16 protein-coding genes are annotated in these 16350 nt (G+C 47.9%); 5 read left to right on the forward strand and 11 right to left on the reverse strand.

The features are described 5' to 3' along the window. Nucleotides 1-101 precede the first annotated feature (101 nt). From TH61_RS15065 to TH61_RS15075, 3 genes are all read left to right on the forward strand, one after another. Nucleotides 102-440 (forward strand): MerR family transcriptional regulator, encoded by a 339-nt coding sequence (locus TH61_RS15065; RefSeq protein ID WP_066511130.1) that lies wholly within the window; start codon nucleotides 102-104, stop codon nucleotides 438-440. A gap of 146 nt (nucleotides 441-586) precedes the next feature. After that, on the forward strand, nucleotides 587-1732 hold the full coding sequence (dprA, locus tag TH61_RS15070; protein WP_066511133.1) for a DNA-processing protein DprA: 1146 nt from the start codon (nucleotides 587-589) through the stop codon (nucleotides 1730-1732). A 15-nt stretch (nucleotides 1733-1747) separates the two neighbouring features. Then, a complete protein-coding gene (locus TH61_RS15075) occupies nucleotides 1748-2566 on the forward strand; it encodes an aminotransferase class IV (RefSeq protein WP_066511134.1) in 819 nt (272 codons plus the stop codon). A gap of 56 nt (nucleotides 2567-2622) precedes the next feature. Here TH61_RS15075 and TH61_RS15080 read toward each other — a convergent pair whose 3' ends face one another. From TH61_RS15080 to TH61_RS15100, 5 genes are all read right to left on the reverse strand, one after another. Beyond that, nucleotides 2623-3807, reverse strand: a complete 1185-nt coding sequence (locus tag TH61_RS15080) for a dipeptidase (RefSeq protein ID WP_066511136.1) — start codon at nucleotides 3805-3807, stop codon at nucleotides 2623-2625. A 213-nt stretch (nucleotides 3808-4020) separates the two neighbouring features. Then, complete coding sequence (locus TH61_RS15085; protein ID WP_066511139.1) at nucleotides 4021-5223, reverse strand: threonine synthase; 1203 nt, start codon at nucleotides 5221-5223, stop codon at nucleotides 4021-4023. 68 nt (nucleotides 5224-5291) lie between these two features. Then, a complete protein-coding gene (locus TH61_RS15090; protein WP_066511142.1) occupies nucleotides 5292-6197 on the reverse strand; it encodes a LysR substrate-binding domain-containing protein in 906 nt (301 codons plus the stop codon). A 32-nt stretch (nucleotides 6198-6229) separates the two neighbouring features. Continuing rightward, nucleotides 6230-6592: a cupin domain-containing protein gene (locus TH61_RS15095; protein WP_066511145.1), complete on the reverse strand. Its 363-nt coding sequence runs from the start codon at nucleotides 6590-6592 to the stop codon at nucleotides 6230-6232. Nucleotides 6593-6763: 171 nt separating this feature from the next. Next, on the reverse strand, nucleotides 6764-7084 hold the full coding sequence (locus TH61_RS15100; protein ID WP_066511147.1) for a hypothetical protein: 321 nt from the start codon (nucleotides 7082-7084) through the stop codon (nucleotides 6764-6766). A 326-nt stretch (nucleotides 7085-7410) separates the two neighbouring features. Between TH61_RS15100 and TH61_RS15105 the strand changes: the two genes are divergently transcribed. After that, on the forward strand, nucleotides 7411-8880 hold the full coding sequence (locus TH61_RS15105) for a nicotinate phosphoribosyltransferase (RefSeq protein ID WP_066511149.1): 1470 nt from the start codon (nucleotides 7411-7413) through the stop codon (nucleotides 8878-8880). Nucleotides 8881-8883: 3 nt separating this feature from the next. Here the strand turns inward: TH61_RS15105 and pncA are convergent, their stop codons facing one another. Both pncA and TH61_RS15115 read right to left on the reverse strand, forming a co-directional pair. Further along, the gene (gene pncA, locus TH61_RS15110) at nucleotides 8884-9489 is read right to left on the reverse strand and encodes a bifunctional nicotinamidase/pyrazinamidase (RefSeq protein WP_066511156.1); all 606 of its coding nucleotides are present in this window, start codon (nucleotides 9487-9489) and stop codon (nucleotides 8884-8886) included. A 61-nt stretch (nucleotides 9490-9550) separates the two neighbouring features. After that, nucleotides 9551-10045, reverse strand: coding sequence for a GNAT family N-acetyltransferase (locus TH61_RS15115; protein ID WP_066511158.1), 495 nt, complete (start codon nucleotides 10043-10045; stop codon nucleotides 9551-9553). A 256-nt stretch (nucleotides 10046-10301) separates the two neighbouring features. Between TH61_RS15115 and TH61_RS15120 the strand changes: the two genes are divergently transcribed. Then, nucleotides 10302-12044, forward strand: a complete 1743-nt coding sequence (locus TH61_RS15120) for an ABC transporter ATP-binding protein (protein ID WP_066511160.1) — start codon at nucleotides 10302-10304, stop codon at nucleotides 12042-12044. Nucleotides 12045-12317: 273 nt separating this feature from the next. Here the strand turns inward: TH61_RS15120 and TH61_RS15130 are convergent, their stop codons facing one another. From TH61_RS15130 to TH61_RS15150, 4 genes are all read right to left on the reverse strand, one after another. Further along, nucleotides 12318-13484: a nitrate/nitrite transporter gene (locus TH61_RS15130; protein ID WP_066511170.1), complete on the reverse strand. Its 1167-nt coding sequence runs from the start codon at nucleotides 13482-13484 to the stop codon at nucleotides 12318-12320. 478 nt (nucleotides 13485-13962) lie between these two features. Beyond that, entirely contained in the window at nucleotides 13963-14634 is a 672-nt protein-coding gene (locus TH61_RS15140; RefSeq protein ID WP_066511175.1) for a hypothetical protein, read from the reverse strand. Nucleotides 14635-14802: 168 nt separating this feature from the next. Beyond that, nucleotides 14803-15327 carry a hypothetical protein gene (locus TH61_RS15145; protein WP_066511178.1) on the reverse strand — a complete coding sequence of 175 codons (525 nt, stop codon included), beginning with the start codon at nucleotides 15325-15327 and terminating at the stop codon, nucleotides 14803-14805. A gap of 57 nt (nucleotides 15328-15384) precedes the next feature. After that, a complete protein-coding gene (locus tag TH61_RS15150; RefSeq protein WP_066511181.1) occupies nucleotides 15385-16179 on the reverse strand; it encodes a thymidylate synthase in 795 nt (264 codons plus the stop codon). Nucleotides 16180-16350 lie beyond the last annotated feature (171 nt).

Consider the following 16350-nt stretch of genomic DNA (forward strand, 5'->3'; position numbering starts at 1 on the left):
AACGAAAAGAGTCCTGAGTTCTGAGTCTTGAGTCCAGAGTCGATTCAAGGATGTAAACCAGACTCAGAACTCAGAACTCAAGACTCAGAACTAAACCAACAGTGCCTTACAAAGAACGCGACATAGAAAAGCAATACTACAGCATTGGCGAAGTAGCCGCCATGTTTGAGGTGGCTCCCAGCCTAATCAGGTTCTGGGAAACCGAATTTGACATTCTAAAACCCAAAAAGAACAAGAAAGGAAACCGTCTCTTTTCGCCTAAGGACATCGAGAATCTGCGTTTTGTCTACCACTTAGTGAAAGAGCGTGGGTATACTATTCAAGGCGCTCGAGAAATGCTCAAAACCCGGGGCGTACAGGCCCGCGAAAAGTTTGAAATGGTGCAAAGTCTTGAGAAAATCAAGGAATTCTTAACCAGCATCAAAGCGCAACTACCCTAGTTAATGGCAAATGGTGGAGTCGCTAGTAATTTTACATGAGCGAACTTTAACACATCACCAAGACTTCATTTTTGGCTTGTTTTCTGGAAAGTAGGGCAAAATGGAAAACTGTTAACTAAGGCTTATTGCTTGTCGTACCCACTTGCATGACCCAAGACTCGCGACTCAAGACTCTAAACTCCTACGATTTGCTGTATCAGGTAGCTCTGCCTTTGATACCAAGGGTTGGTGGCGGCAATGCTCGTACGCTGGTGCAGGCCTTAGGAAGTCCGGAAAAGGTGTTTGGGGCGTCTCTGGAAAGTTTATCTAAGGTCCATCGAATTGGCGAAGTGTTTGCCAAGAGCATTCTGTCTCACAAATCTGCAGCATTAAAACAGGCAGAACAGATTATCCTTCGCGCTGAAAAGGAAGATGTTCAACTATTGTATTATACCAATCCCGCTTATCCAGGCCGCCTTCGAGATGTACCGGATGCCCCGCTCCTGCTGTATTACAAGGGAAATGCAGACCTGAATGCGCAGAAAGTCATCAGCATAGTAGGCACCCGCAAAAGTACTGACTATGGTCAGAAAGTGACAGAGCAACTGGTGAGTGACTTGGTGAAGCATGAGGCCTTGGTGGTGAGTGGATTGGCCTATGGCATTGACATCATTGCGCATCGCGCCGCTTTAAAAGAAGGATTACCTACTGTGGGTGTTATGGCTAACAGTTTGGAGACTATCTATCCATTTGCCCATACCCAGGATGCCAAGAAAATGCTGGAACAGGGCGGCCTGCTCTCTGAATTCCCCTTCGGGACCAAGCCAGACGCGCCGCGCTTCCCATCCCGCAACCGGATTATTGCCGGCATGGCCGACTGTACCATTGTGGTGGAATCTACAGAATCTGGTGGTTCACTTATCTCAGCAGACATTGCGCACAGCTATGACCGCGAAGTAATGGCCGTCCCGGGCCCTATTACCTCAGAGACTTCGGAAGGCACCAACCAACTCATCAAAAGCCTGAAGGCGGTGCCCTACACCAAATTTAAGGATTTGGAAGAACTGCTGAACTGGGACAAAGCCCTGGCCGGTCCATCCGTGCCCAAAGCTCTTCCCAAGCGCGACTTTTCTGGTTTCCCAGAGGACGAGCAAAAAATATTGAAGCTATTACAACATGCCGGCCCTACCCATATAGATGTTCTGAGCAGGAACACTGATTTTTCCATGGGCCAACTGTCCTCGGTGCTCTTTACCTTAGAGATGAGCGGGCAGATCAAGGCCATGCCGGGCAAACTCTACGGCTTACTTTAAACAACAAAATTTCAAGTGTATCTAAACTACAACGGGCACAATCTGCCAGAGAACGAACTAGTTCTCCCCCTCACCAACCGGGCCTTCCAATACAACGACGGCTTCTTTGAGACCATGGTGCTGGTGTGCGGCGACGTTCGGTTTCTAGCGGAACACGGGGAACGGATGCGGGAAGCGGCGGCAGTGCTACGGTTGGAACTGCCAGATGACCTGCAACCTGTTTTATTGGGAAAAGCAATTCAGGAGTTAGCCCTAAAGAATAATTGCGCTGAGTTTGCGAGGGTTAAGCTGAAGGTCTGGCGTGGTGGCGAAGGATTGTATACTCCCCAAACGAACGCGGTGGAGTGGCTTTTGACGGCTGAGGCCATGACTCCTTCTACTATGGAACCGGTGAGCATTGGCATTAGTACCTCTGTCTACACCCACGCCTCTCTCTTTTCAAGTTTCAAAGGCCCTAATTCCCCGGTGTACGTCCTAGCCAGCCTGGAGAAGAAGGAACGACAGCTAGAGGATTTACTCTTACTGGACACGCAAGGACACATCTCTGAACTCACGTATTCCAATATATTTTGGGTCGAAGGGAACACGCTCTTCACCCCTTCGCTAGACACCGGTTGCCTCAATGGCGTCATGCGCCGGAACCTTTTAAAAAAGGCGGCCATCGCACATTGGAATCTAGAAGAAGGGAAGTTTTTGCCTGAGGTTTTACATCAAGCCGAATTAGTGTTCAGTTCCAATGTCATGGGCTTGCGGCCAATCCAAGTCCTAGAAGGGAAACCACTCCCGCTGAACCTTAAGCTTTTAGAAGACCTTCGGCAGTTAGCGTTCAGGTAATTGTAAAACGTTTTTAGCCTGAATTCCAGGTTTCAGGCCAAAGACGAAGTTGTTCCTTAATTTGAAACCGCTGCATTGGCTTTCCAGACCCTTAAGAAATTGCCACCCAGAATCTTCTCGATATCTTTCTTTTTATAGCCTCGCTCTAGCAAACTTTTAGTGATGAGTGGATAGGTAGACACGTCCTCCAAACCCTTGGGCGCCGAACTGATGCCGTCATAGTCTGAGCCCAGGCCCACATAGTCTATGCCCGCCACCTTCACCACATGGTCAATATGATCTAGTAACACTGAGATGGGCGGATTCAAGGTAGCGGTCTCTTGGGGGAACTGGCTGTACAAGGCTGACCTTAATGCTGAGCCGGAGACTCCCTTTTGCTCCAGCGCTGTTATGTCCTCTTGGTGTTTACTGATGAAAGCCTTCACGCGTTGGTTGTATGTGCTGTCCAGAAACTCAGAAAAGAAATTGAGGTGCACTACACCGCCGTTCTTGGCCAAGGCTATGAGTTGGTCATCCGTCAGGTTTCTGGTATGCGGACAAAGGGCGGCAGTACAGCTGTGCGAGACCATGACTGGTTTAGTGGTGGTTTCCAGTACATCATAGAAAGTCCTCTCTCCTACGTGCGACAAGTCCACCAGCATGCCCAACTGGTTCATGCGCTGTACCACCTGCCTACCAAATTCGGTTAGGCCTTTCCGGCCGTTTCCTTTCACCTCATCTGCCGCCGAAGACGCCCACGTGGTGCTATTATTCCAGGTGAGGGTCAAGTAGCGCACGCCTCTTTTGTAGAAATGGTCAAGGTTCTCCAGCTTCTCCTCCAGCATGTGGCCGCCTTCCACGCCAGTCAGCGCGGCTATCTTCCCCGCCTTCACAGCCTCCCGCATTTGCTCCAGATTGTGCACTACTTGCAATTTGTCTGGGTTGCGTTGGGCGGTGGCTTCCAGGGAGTCTATCTGGGCATTGGCAAACGCGAATGCGCGTCCAGGTCCATAGGTTTCGTCACAGAAGACGGCAAAGACCTGTAGGTCCATTCCGCCAGCCTTAAGCCGCGCCAAATCTGTGTGCGCTTTGCCCGCTAGGTTATGGTCCATGGGCATTCCCTCCATCACCACCTGCGACAAAACATCATTGTGCGTGTCTACTAGAATGGCTTTCTGGTGCAGGCTTTGGTAAGATGGTGCGCACGAATATAAGAGGCCTAAGGAAAGGATGGTCAAGGCGCGTTTGGGAAGGATTAGCATGTAGCGGTAGAATGATTTACAATGCTCAGTTTAGACAAATGCCAGCATTCTTCCAAAACTTCCAGTCATAGAAAGTACGACTATAATACCACTAGATAACTAAAAGCGTTTTTGGCCTGTTTCCCAGAAAACAGGCCAAAAACGCAACGGTCAGCTTCTCCAATAAAGGGGAACTGACCGCCAATGCATTTAAATTAAAACTTGTAGGATGAGTTATATAGACCAACGGCCTTCCATGTTCTCCATGTATTTCTGACCGTTGCCGGTGTTGAGCAAGAGTATCTGTTCGTGAGAATGAAGCCAGCCTTGGGCTAAAAGCTTGCGGGCTGCCATCCACGTGGCTGCACCCTCGGGGGCAACAAAAATCCCTTCTTTCTGAGCAAGTTCGCGCACGCCCTCTACCATTTCATCTTCGGTGATGGCCATAACTGTGCCTTCAGATTGCGCTAACACGTCCAACATCAAGGGTTCGCCTAAAGGTCTTGGTACCGCCAGGCCATTGGCTAATGTAGGCAGTCCGTTGTATTGTTGTGAATTGTCTTGTAGTCCCAGATATGTGTCTACCAGAGGCTTGCAATTTTGGGCCTGCACGGCTACCATACGGGGCAGTTTCACGTCTTCTGGTAACCAGCCCAGGGCTTTCATTTCCTGGAATGCCTTCCAGATGCCAATCAAGCCGGTGCCGCCGCCTGCCGGGTACAGGATGACGTCTGGCAGCGACCATTGCAGTTGCTCCGCTATCTCATAGCCCATGGTCTTTTTGCCTTCCAGGCGGTAAGGTTCCTTGAGCGTAGAGACGTCCAAGTATTCGCCATGCTGGTTCAAGTGGCGCACGTGGACAGCGCAGTCATGGATGAGGCCGTCCAGCAAATGCACCTCGGCGCCGTACCAGTAGCATTCGTCTTTAAACGCCTTGGGAGTATGACGCGGCATAACCACCACGGCGGGCAATCCGGCTTTGGCACAATAGGCGGCCATGGCTACCCCTGCATTTCCGGCGGTGGGAATGATGCATTGCTCGGCACCCATTTCCAAAGCTTTGGAGATGGCCATGCTCAGGCCCCTGGCCTTAAAGGAGCCGGTGGGATTCTTGCCTTCATCTTTCAATATAAGATTTTCAAAGCCGTATAGGTTACCCAAAGTATTCAGGCTGAGCAAAGGCGTAAAGCCTTCGCCCAGGGAGACTTTGTATTTCTCGTCCAGCAAAGGCAAGACTTCTTGGTACCGCCACATGGTGCCTTCTCGGCCCATAAGGATTTCTCTGGCCAAGCCATCCTCAAGGTCATATTGCGCCAACAAAGGCATGCCACAGCAGGGAGACACGCGCTGCAAAACATCATGGGAATATGCCTGGCCGCATTTAGAGCAGGTTAAGGTAGTAATTTGGCTGATGGTGGTGAGGGAATTGGAGGTCATAACAAACACATTTGCCTTGGCAAGTAGGGCAAAGGGTATGACCAAATCAAACAGCGTTTTGGTATAGCCTATTCCGTTTTGGAATATTGGCGCTTCATAAACTGGATGAAGTTCTTATAAGGCGCATTGTTCTCGGTGCCTTTGCGCTGAATAAAATTAAAGGTGCGGTGCACGTGCAGGTCCTTGATCTGCACTTCTACCAATTCCCCTGAGGCTAGTTCTTTCACCACCGCCTGCCGGGGCAAGAACGCCAGGCAGGTGTCTACACGCACAAAGTTCTTCAAAGCTTCGGTGCCACCCAGACGCACCCGCACGGGCAGCTGCGCCAGCTTTATTCCTTTCTGTACTAAGGCCTCTTCTAACACCGCCAGCGTGCCAGAACCCGCCTCTCTAATGGCCAGTGGTATGTTGTAAAGGTCCTTTACCTCCAGGTTGTGCTTTTTAATAGGGTTTCGGTGAGAACAGACGGCAATTACCTCATCTGACAGAAAAGGCGTGTAGGTCACCTGGCTCACTTTGTTAATGCCCTCAATAATGCCCAAATCAATGTCATGGTCCAGCAGCGCCTTGAGAATGTTTTCGCTGTTGCGATTTTTAAGGCTCAACTGCACCTGCGGATGCTGGGTAAGGTACGCCGACAAGACGGGGGGCAGGATGTACAAAGAGATGGTGGTGCTGGCGCCCAGAACCAGGGTGACTTGCGGTTTAAAGTCCTGGCTTAGCAGGGGCAGTTGCTGGTGCAGGTCGTTTTGGATTTCCTGCACGGCCTCCAGTTTCTCGAAGATGAGTTTGCCAGCGGGCGTCAGGCTGATGGTATTGCCGTGACGCTCAAACAGACCGGTCTTGTAGTACTCTTCTAAGGCCTTAATCTGCTTACTGATGGCACTCTGGCTTATGTATAGTATCTGGCTGGCTTTGGTAAAGCTCAACTGCCTGGCCACTTCAAAAAAGACCCTGTGTTTTTGCGAGATCACTGCTTTTACGGTTTATATAATACGCTTATTAACTAAATACGGTCTAAGGTATGGCGAGTGCGCTCACTGTCAGTTAAATTACCTGTATTAACCGTGCCGGCTGGTTCAAATAGTAACACAGAAGCTTCTTTTTCGGCGACGGGCCTATGCTCTATACCTCTGGGTACAATTAGAAATTCGCCTTCTTTTACCAAAACGCTCCTGTCTCTGAACTCCATAGTGAACTCACCGTGTACTACCAGAAACAACTCATCCTCATGGTCATGGTGGTGCCAGTCAAAAGCGCCCAGAAACTTAGCCAACTTCACCTGCTGTCCGTTTAACTCGCCAGCAATCCTGGGGTTCCAATAATCCTTAATTTGAGAGAATTTTTCTACTAGGTTTACTTTATCCATTTTCTATAATTCAAAGGAATTTTAAAATGGAAAGTCCAGACTTGTGACTTTCCTAACCAGAGCCCTAAGGTAATAAAAAAAGCCCCCGGCGTGACCGAAGGCTTTTCTGCATTTAAATCTGTGCTAAACAATCAGCGTTGAGTATTCATCTGATTTTGCAATTCATATAGTTTAATGATGGAACAGCACCGGCCGATGCCTTTTTTGGCGCATGGCTTTCAGTTTATCTGATAGCTGATCGTTCATGTTTCCAATACCTCTGGAAAGGTTGGCTTTGTTTCTTCGCATGGTTTCCATGCTGGTGCTGCCCATTGACGGATTGATACCACGTATGCGGTTCCAATAGATGGCCACCAATCCAGAGGCACAGGCAAAGGCTACAAACCCGATGACCCTGTAGGTGGCAACTACACTGTCTGGTGTAGAAAAGGCCAACAGGAAAATCCCGGCAAAAAAGCCGAGGGCAAGCAAAGTGGGTAAGGTTCTATTCATAGCTTTACATTTAAAGATAAAAAAGACTACATCTTGTCCAAACTTCCTTGGCCTCTAGCCAATACATTCTCTCCTTATTAGTATACGTTTCTATATAGAAAAAGTCATTTTTAACTATGCAATTATTTGTAGCTTTTTAGCAACAAGTTTAAGAGCAATTTTACAGGTTGCACCTCCTAATTTTCAGCTAGTTTTACATGGAAAAACATCAATAACCATTAACATAGGCATACTCTTTTAAGGGATGGCCCAATGGTTTGCTTTTGTTTTTCGCTACCCATTTAGACGCTTATGCGTAAGCGCTTCAGGAAGTATCTGGATCAACTATGAACCTCACCCAACGCTACCAACCGTCCCTAGCCCTCTTAACCGACATGTACCAATTAACCATGGCTCAGGGCTATTGGAAACAACAACGCGCCGAGCAGGAAGCGGTCTTTCATTTATATTTCCGGAAGAACCCTTTCAATGGTGGCTACACCATCAGTGCTGGTTTGGAAGATGCCATTGACTTGTTGCAGAACTTTAAGTTCACAGAACAGGACACCGCTTTTTTGGCCCAACTGAAAGGGAACCAGCAACAACCTCTGTTTGAAAAGGAGTTCCTAGAATATTTAACCCAACTAAAATTCACTTGCACGGTAGACGCCATTCCAGAAGGGACGGCCGTGTTCCCCAATGAGCCCTTGCTACGCATACAAGGCCCCATCTTGCAATGCCAATTACTAGAGACACCCTTGTTGACCATCCTCAACTTTCAGACGCTTATTGCCACCAAGGCTGCCCGCATGGTAGACGCCGCCAAAGGCGATGCCATCATTGAGTTTGGAATGCGAAGAGCGCAAGGTCCGGACGGCGCGCTGTCTGGCACCCGAGCGGCGTTTGTGGGCGGCATTGGCGCCACTTCCAATGTGTTGGCGGGGCAGCTATACAACATTCCCTTAAAGGGTACACACGCGCACAGCTGGGTTATGTCTTTTGACGATGAAGAGGAAAGCTTTGAAACCTACGCCAGCGTTTACCCAGATGACTCGGTGTTTCTAGTAGATACCTACCATACCATGGATGGTGTCAAAAAAGCCATTGCCGTAGGCCAAAAACTACGGGAAAAGGGGCATGAGTTGAAAGGCATTCGGTTGGATTCAGGGGACTTGGCCTATTTGAGCATTGAAGCCAGAAAACTACTGGATGAGGCTGGCTTTGAGAAGGTGTCTATAGTTGCGAGCAATGACCTGGACGAATACCTCATTGAAAGCCTGAAACTGCAAGGCGCGCGAATTGACACCTGGGGCATTGGCACCAAGCTCATTACCGCCTATGACCAACCAGCGCTGGGCGGCGTGTTCAAACTGGCGGCGCTTAAAAACGAGCAGGGCCAGTGGGACTACAAAGTAAAACTCTCTGAACAACTCATCAAGGTGTCTACGCCGGGCATTTTGCAGGTACGCCGTTTTTATGACTCCGGTACCTTGGTAGGCGATATGCTGTATTCAGAGGATGCGGGCATTGCCAAACCAATCACCATGGTGCACCCCAATGACCCTACCCAGCACAAGAGCTTCTCTGACACCTGCACGCATGAAGACCTCCTAGTGCCCATCTTTCAGGAAGGCCAGTTGGTGTACACCTCCCCTGCTTTGCAGGACATTCAGGCCCGCACCAGACAACAGGTAGAAAGCCTCCATGAAACCTACCGCCGACTCTTAAACCCACACATCTACAAGGTGGGCCTGGAACAGCAACTGCACCAGAAGAAGATGGACGTGATAGTGGAACTCAGAAGCCGGGCAGATTAAAGCCTACAGGCTGGTGCTTTGGATAACCTGTGCGCCAAGAGCCAAAAGGTCTGCCTTGGCGCGCTCAAATCCTTCTGGGCTGATGGCCCGAGTGGCATCTTCTAAGTAGTAGGTGGTAAACCCTTCCTGCAACGCGTCTTTGGCCGTGAAGTACACGCAATAGTCAGCAGCCAGGCCGGCCAGGTACACTTCCGTCACGCCTTTGCCCCGCAGGTATTCTGCCAGGGCTGTGGATTTTAAATGGCCGTTGTCATAAAAGCCGCTGTAAGAGTCAATCTCGGGGTTGGTGCCTTTCCGGAAGATTGCTTCTACCCGGTGCATGTCTAGCGAAGAAGGGAAGTCGGCGCCGGGGGTAGTTTGAATGCAATGGTGGGGCCACAACACTTGTTCCAACCCGTTGAGCGAGATGGTTTCAAACACCTTTTTACCGGCATGCTGCCCCGCAAAGCTTTTATGGTTGGCCGGGTGCCAGTCCTGGGTAGCCACCACCAACTCAAACTTGTGCTGGAGGTGGTTCACAATGGGCAGGATGGCGTCCCCTTCGGGCACGGCCAGAGAGCCGCCGGGCAGAAAATCATTTTGGATATCAATGAGTAGTAAGGCTTTCATAGGTTCGGATTTTGGGCTGTTTTCTGGAAAAGAGGCCAAAAACAGCGGATGGTACCTTCTCTTATACTACTAAATCATAGCGCTGTTCTGTGAGCGTCTTTCCGAAGTCTGTACTCTCCTTCTCTTGGCTCAGCTGAAACCCGTAACTTTTGTAGAGGCTGGCGGCCTTGGTGAGTTCATGCGTGGTCCAGAGGTAGGACGTTTGATAACCGCACTCATGCAGGAAGCCCATGTACTGGTCCATCAACTTTTTGCCCAGTCCCAGCCCGCGGTAACCGGGCGTGATGATGAAGTAGCGCAACTGGGCCGCCTCTCCTCTATCCATTAGCAATAGAAAGCCCACTATTTTACCGCTATGGTCCGCCACCCACACCCGGTTCCTTTTATCATCATACTGTTGGTAGAATTCGGCTAGGCCCGCGGCCACGTAGGCTTCAAACGCTACCCCAAAATTATATTCCCGCTTATAGAGCAAGCCGTGCAAGTACGTGACGTAGCCGATGTCGCCGGGTTGTAAATAGGTCCTGATGGTAATGTCTGACAAAGAAACGGCCATAGCGGGAATTACTGCTTGAGGTGGCAATATCTTTATTCAGGTTCAGAAAAGAAAATGATGCTAGAAACGCCTTTACCTTTTTAACCTGTTAACTTTTATCATTCGATATAAAGAGCCGTTTTTCGCCTGATTTCCAGAAATTAGGTCAAAAACGATGCAGGTGCCCATTTGCTTTTGAGGTTTTAACTTTCAGCTAATCCTTGGTTCAGCCGTATAGCCATCAGCCTGTTTAGGTTGATTACTTGGCAATCTGTGCATGAAAATACTCTGGACCTACCTCAAGCCCTACAAGTGGCTTATCTTCCTGTCTCTTCTGCTAGCGGGTGCTGCCCAGCTGTTAAACCTGGTGGACCCCATCATCTTCGGGAAAATCATTGACGAATACGCCCTTCGGCAAAAAGCTTTAACCGAGGATGAGTTGGTTTCAGGTGTCCTGCGCTTGTTGGCCATTGCCGTGGGGGTGGCCTTGCTGTCTAGATTGGCCAAGGCTATGCAGGAATACGTGGTGCGATTGGTGGTGCAGAAGTTTGGGATGCAGATTTTCAATGACGGCATCCGGCAGACGCTGCGCTTGTCTTACCAGGAGTTCATGAACCAACGCAGCGGTGAGACCTTGTCCATCTTACAAAAGGTGCGCACCGACACTGAGCGGTTCATCAATTCCTTTATCAATATCTTGTTTTCCTCTTTGGTGGGCATCGGGTTTCTGGTGTGGTACGCCGTGACCAAGCACTGGGCGCTGGTGCCGGTATTCTTGATAGGCATTCTGGTCTTAGGCGGACTCACTGGCTTGCTCAGCAACAAGATCAAAACCCTGCAGCGCAGCATTAACCGCGAAACCAACAAAATGTCGGGCGTCATCACCGAGTCTCTGCGCAACATTGAACTAGTGAAAAGCCTGGGCCTCACCTTTCAGGAAATCCGGCGCCTGCGGGACCATACACAGGAGATCTTTGCGCTGGAAATGGTAAAGGTGCGCAAGGTAAGGACGCTCAGCTTTCTGCAAGGTTCTGCCTTAAGCCTGCTTAAGCAATCCATCCTCTTCATTTTACTATGGCTCATCTTTAGGAAGGTTCTGGAACCCGGCGAGCTGATTGCCATGCAGTTCATCACGGCGCAAATCTTCACCCCCTTGCAAGACTTGGGTAACATCATCCTGCTTTACCGCGAAGCCGACGCCTCCATCCAGACCTATGATGCGCTCATGCACCGGCCCATTGAGACCAACCCGGAGGAACCCATTGAGACCGGCCCCATTCAAAGCCTTCGGTTTGAGAACGTGGTGTTCCGGCACCAGGACTCGGCCACCAATGCCATTGACAATATTTCTTTGGAAGCCAAAGCCGGTGATACCATTGCCTTCGTGGGACCCAGCGGATCGGGTAAGTCTACGTTGGTGAAGCTGTTGGTGGGCCTGTACAAACCCGTAGAAGGCCAGATTTACTACAACGGCATTTCTACCAATGACATTCGGTTTAACCCGGTGCGCCGGCAGTTCGGGTTTGTGACGCAGGAGACTCAGTTGTTTTCGGGCACGCTAAGACAGAACCTGCTATTTGTGAAACCAGATGCCACGGAGGCCGAGATGCTGGACGCGCTGGAGAAAGCCTCTGCCATGACCTTGATGCACCGCTCAGAAAAAGGCCTGGATACCACCATAGGCGAAGGCGGCATGAAACTAAGCGGCGGAGAACGCCAACGCATTTCCATCGCTCGCGCCCTCTTGCGCAGCCCGCGCCTGCTCATTTTTGACGAAGCCACCTCGGCGCTGGACTCCCTCACCGAAGACGAGATCACCGACACCGTCAAAGAAGTTTCCCTTTCTGGAGAGCGCATCACCATCCTCATTGCCCACCGCCTCTCCACCATCCTCCATGCCAATACCATCATCGTGCTGGAAAAAGGCCAAATAGTAGAAACCGGCTCTCATGAACAACTGGTAGCGCTGAAAGGCCTCTACTACGCCATGTGGCGCCAACAGATTGGAGAACGGGAGTAGTGATTAATGATTAATAAGTGAAGGTAATGACACGCATTTCGTCCCTCTTTGAAGGGGGTTGGAGGATGATTACTAAACCTGATAATGAGATCCTGAGGATCAATTTTAATTCTTCTATTGCACTTGGATTTTGTTCTACTAGCACCTCTGTCATCCCCCTACCCCCTTCAAAGGGGGACGAAATGCGTGAAAGAATTAATGTGAGAATCGCATTGATTAAAGTCATTCCGTTTTTGGTCTACTTTCCAGAAAACAGCCTAAAAACGAATCCAACTATTCTTCCTTAACAACCAACCTCCGCATTGCCCACAACCCCAGCAACGGCCCTATGGCGAGGAACAGAAACCAATAGCGCGGGTCTACCATACCTTGGATGCTTCTCAAGAATTGAATGCTGACAATGGTGAGCGCGAAGCCCAGGGAATTGACAATGTTGAGCGCGGTGCCTTTAACTTGGGCCGGTGCGTTCTGGGCTACCAGCGTGGAGAACTGCGGAGAGTCCATAGGCCCGGCGAAACCCCAGACCAACAGCACACCCAGGAAAACGACCAACGGCAAACCCATCAACCACGGCGACAGCAGACAGCAGACAATGGAAACTGCCAACGCCCCGAAAGCCGTCTTCGCGCTGCCAATGCGGCCAGAAAGATAGCCGCCCAGCACGCAGGCCACGGCCCCAATGCCGATAATAGCAAAGGAAAGTAAGGGAATGTTGAGCTGAGCGTCTGGATGCGCCTGGGCGTAAAAGGCAAGCAGGACCGGCACGAAGGCCCAGAGGGTGTACAGTTCCCACATGTGCCCGAAGTACCCAAACGCCGCGGCCCTGAATTCTTTCTGCCGGAAGATTTGGAAGAAGGCTTTGAAATTGGGTTGCGTGTTTTTGGTTCTGTGCGGACCGTCAGGCACCAACCAAAACAAGCTCAGCCCGCCCAACACCGCCAATCCCGAAGTCCCCCAGATGACGTAGCGCCAATTCAGCCCTTGGGTGAGGCTCTTGAGTAGATGCGGAAAGGCCGTACCCAGCACCAGAGCCCCTACCAGAAACCCCAGCGCCTTGCCCAAACCGCGTTGGTGGTAATCTGAGGCTATCTTCATGCCCACCGGGTAAATACCCGCCAAGCAAAAGCCTGTCAAAAACCTTGACAGCAAGAGCGTACTCAACCCACTGGCGCCCAACAAACTCAAATTACACCCCGCTCCTGCCAACGCGCACACCAGAAACACCTTTGACGGCGAGAACCTATCTGAAATGGTGAACACTGCAAACACCAACGTACCCAGAATAAACCCCAACTGAACCGCCGACGTGAGGTGAGGCAACGAACTGGCCTCCAACTGCAACAGCGGAATCAGCTCAGGCAACACCGCATTGCCCGCAAACCAAAGAGAGGTGCAGGCAAATTGGGCAAGGACGATGGTGGGGAGAAAAGAACTACGCAATAATATTTATGATTAATTAATTTTGATTTTTATATTTTTAAAAAAAATTATTAATACCATAATTGAGGATGTGGAAATAAATGGTAAAATATTTATTATAAACAAATTACTATCCTTAAACAATGAAAGGATATTATTTACTAAGTTTCCATCAAACGAAACTTGTGAAAAAACAATTATCATAATAATGCATGTTGCTATTATTGATATTATTGTTGCTGAGTAATTTTTTAAATTAAAATATTTGCAAATTATTGAAATTATAATTACCAAAGTTGCTATTAAACTTTCTCTTAGAACACCAATTAATAATAAAAAAGAAGTTAATCTAAATATTCTATCAAATTCATTAATTTCAAATATTGAAAAAACTACAAATAAAATAAGATCTAGTAAAATTAGGTATTTTAGGAAGATAAAATCTAGCATTATATAAATTGGCTAATTTTAATAATTTATGTATAATTAATTCAAGGAATTAATTATCATCCTTTAAAAATAAAATATCAGTCCGTAAGAAATCACAGAGTGAAGGTAATGGTTGATTAAGCCTTTTAATAAATGGCTCAGTATTTTTATATAATCTAGCAACTTCAGGATTGTCCCCTTCTATTGTATTCATTAAATTAATTAAATAATAAGCATCTTCTTTGATCCCATATTTATACCTTACTTCTGAGAGTAAATAGAGCGCAGGAACATTAGTGGAATCAAGTCTCAAACTTCCCCTTAGCATTTTATCGTAAAGGTCTAATCTAGTATTATAATTGATTTTCAAGTAAACTGTTAAGGATAAAATGTCATAGGAATCCCTCCAATAGTCTTCTATGTATCCACCCAATCCATTCAAAAAAGGCTTTTCACCATTCATATTAATTATTCCTTCTGTAACAACTAGTGATGATATCTTAGGATTAAGTAGTTTAGCCTGTTTGAAGTCTTTTTTATAAAGAGAATTTATAAATGCTATTGAAGAATCTTTGTGATTAGTTAAACTTTTTGTATTTGAGTATTGTGAGAAGCTATATTCTATTTGATAAGGGGTAATTGATTTTATTGCTTCATTATTAATTTTTGAATTTTTACCACACCCAAAGAATGAAACAACTGTGCAAAGAATACAATAGATTTTTTTACTATTTGCAAACATATTTATTTAAAAAGTTAAAACTTACCTAAACACTAGCTAATTCAACTTAACGATTATTGAAAAGGTGTTTTTGAAATTCCATTTCCTATGAACTGATACTTACACCGCCACTGGCGCTTTAATCCCCGGCCACGGCTGGTAGTCTTCCAGTGTGAAATCCACGAACTCTTAAACTACACTATTAACTTGAGGTTCACTTCTTCTATTTATTACCTTTCTTTCATCAGTAGTAGCATCTATTATTTCTAAATCTAATTGATTAGATAAATAAAGTACGTCATCCATGATTTGGTTATACTTGCCTTTTCCTGCACATAAATAATCTAAATCATTGATTCTTAAATTTAATGCTGTTTTAACATCACTAGAATATGTGCTTAGGCCAGTTCTGTAATTCTGGTTTCTATAAACAGACCTCATATTGACTATAGATATCCGTTGAAGGTTTGGTAGTTTCTTCCATTCTCCAAACCTCAATCCAAGTAATCCCCAGTATTCTCTGTATGTTGAATCTGCAAAGTTTAACTCAAATCCCTTTCGACCTCCAAAAATGAAGGCAGTAATACCTAATAAAATAAGACCTAGAAGAGGGTATTGAAATAAAGCGAGTAACCCTCCTATCGCAAACCCTGCTCCCATTATCTTCCCGTGCACAGGAAAGAAATCATCTGTTTTTCTACTATATATTTCCATTAAAATTTATCTTAAATATTTTTCAACTCATTTTAATTACTGCAGTCAGACAGATGTTTACACCGCCACAGGCGCTTTAATGCCTGGCCACGGCTGGTAATCCTCCAGCGTGAAATCTTCGAAGTCAAACCCGAAGATGTCTTTCACGGCGGGGTTCAGTTTCATTTTGGGCAATGGGCGGGGCTCACGGCTTAACTGAAGTTCGGTTTGCTCCAGGTGGTTGGTGTACAGGTGCGTGTCGCCGCCGGTCCAGATGAATTCGCCGGGTTCCAGGTCGCAGACTTGGGCCACCATCTTGGTGAGGAGCGCATAGGAGGCAATGTTGAAGGGCACGCCCAGAAATACGTCGGCTGAGCGTTGGTAGAGCTGGCAAGAGAGTTTGCCCTCGGCTACGTAGAACTGGAAGAACGCATGGCACGGCGGTAACTTCATGTTGTTGACCTCGGCCACGTTCCAGGCACTCACAATCAGGCGTCTGGAGTCTGGGTTGTTCTTGATTTGCTGGATGACCTGCGCAATCTGGTCAATGTGTCCGCCGTCGGGCGTAGGCCAGGACCGCCACTGCGAGCCGTACACCGGGCCCAGGTCGCCGTTGGCATCGGCCCATTCGTCCCAAATGCTCACGCCCCGCTCCTGCAACCACTTTACATTAGTTTCGCCCCGCAAAAACCAGAGCAGTTCATAGATAATAGACTTGAGGTGCACTTTCTTGGTGGTCACCAGCGGGAAGCCCTCTTGCAGGTTAAACCGCATCTGGTAGCCAAACACACTAATAGTACCAGTGCCGGTACGGTCTTCTTTCTTCACGCCCTTGTCCAGAATATGGCGCATCAAGTCTAGGTAAGCCTGCATCTTTTATAATTAGAAAGTATGAATTAGAAATTAGAAATGGGTGGGACCCATTGTTGCCTTGAAGATAGGCAAAACAAGACATTCAGCTTTCAACATACTTCTACTTATTTCAAAAAAGTAACCAGGCATAAACGGAACGCAAATAGTACCTATATTGAAAGCTGAATTCTA

It is taken from the genome of Rufibacter sp. DG15C (assembly GCF_001577755.1).
Taxonomy (GTDB): Bacteria; Bacteroidota; Bacteroidia; order Cytophagales; family Hymenobacteraceae; genus Nibribacter.

Coding starts and splice junctions, on each gene's coding strand:
- TH61_RS15150 (WP_066511181.1), bottom strand. CDS start 16,179: ATGCAGGCTTACCTAGACTTGATGCGCCATATTCTGGACAAGGGCGTG.
- TH61_RS15085 (WP_066511139.1), bottom strand. CDS start 5,223: ATGACCTCCAATTCCCTCACCACCATCAGCCAAATTACTACCTTAACC.
- TH61_RS15095 (WP_066511145.1), bottom strand. CDS start 6,592: ATGGATAAAGTAAACCTAGTAGAAAAATTCTCTCAAATTAAGGATTAT.
- TH61_RS15120 (WP_066511160.1), top strand. CDS start 10,302: ATGAAAATACTCTGGACCTACCTCAAGCCCTACAAGTGGCTTATCTTC.
- TH61_RS15145 (WP_066511178.1), bottom strand. CDS start 15,327: ATGGAAATATATAGTAGAAAAACAGATGATTTCTTTCCTGTGCACGGG.
- pncA (WP_066511156.1), bottom strand. CDS start 9,489: ATGAAAGCCTTACTACTCATTGATATCCAAAATGATTTTCTGCCCGGC.
- TH61_RS15115 (WP_066511158.1), bottom strand. CDS start 10,045: ATGGCCGTTTCTTTGTCAGACATTACCATCAGGACCTATTTACAACCC.
- TH61_RS15100 (WP_066511147.1), bottom strand. CDS start 7,084: ATGAATAGAACCTTACCCACTTTGCTTGCCCTCGGCTTTTTTGCCGGG.
- dprA (WP_066511133.1), top strand. CDS start 587: ATGACCCAAGACTCGCGACTCAAGACTCTAAACTCCTACGATTTGCTG.
- TH61_RS15080 (WP_066511136.1), bottom strand. CDS start 3,807: ATGCTAATCCTTCCCAAACGCGCCTTGACCATCCTTTCCTTAGGCCTC.
- TH61_RS15105 (WP_066511149.1), top strand. CDS start 7,411: ATGAACCTCACCCAACGCTACCAACCGTCCCTAGCCCTCTTAACCGAC.
- TH61_RS15140 (WP_066511175.1), bottom strand. CDS start 14,634: ATGTTTGCAAATAGTAAAAAAATCTATTGTATTCTTTGCACAGTTGTT.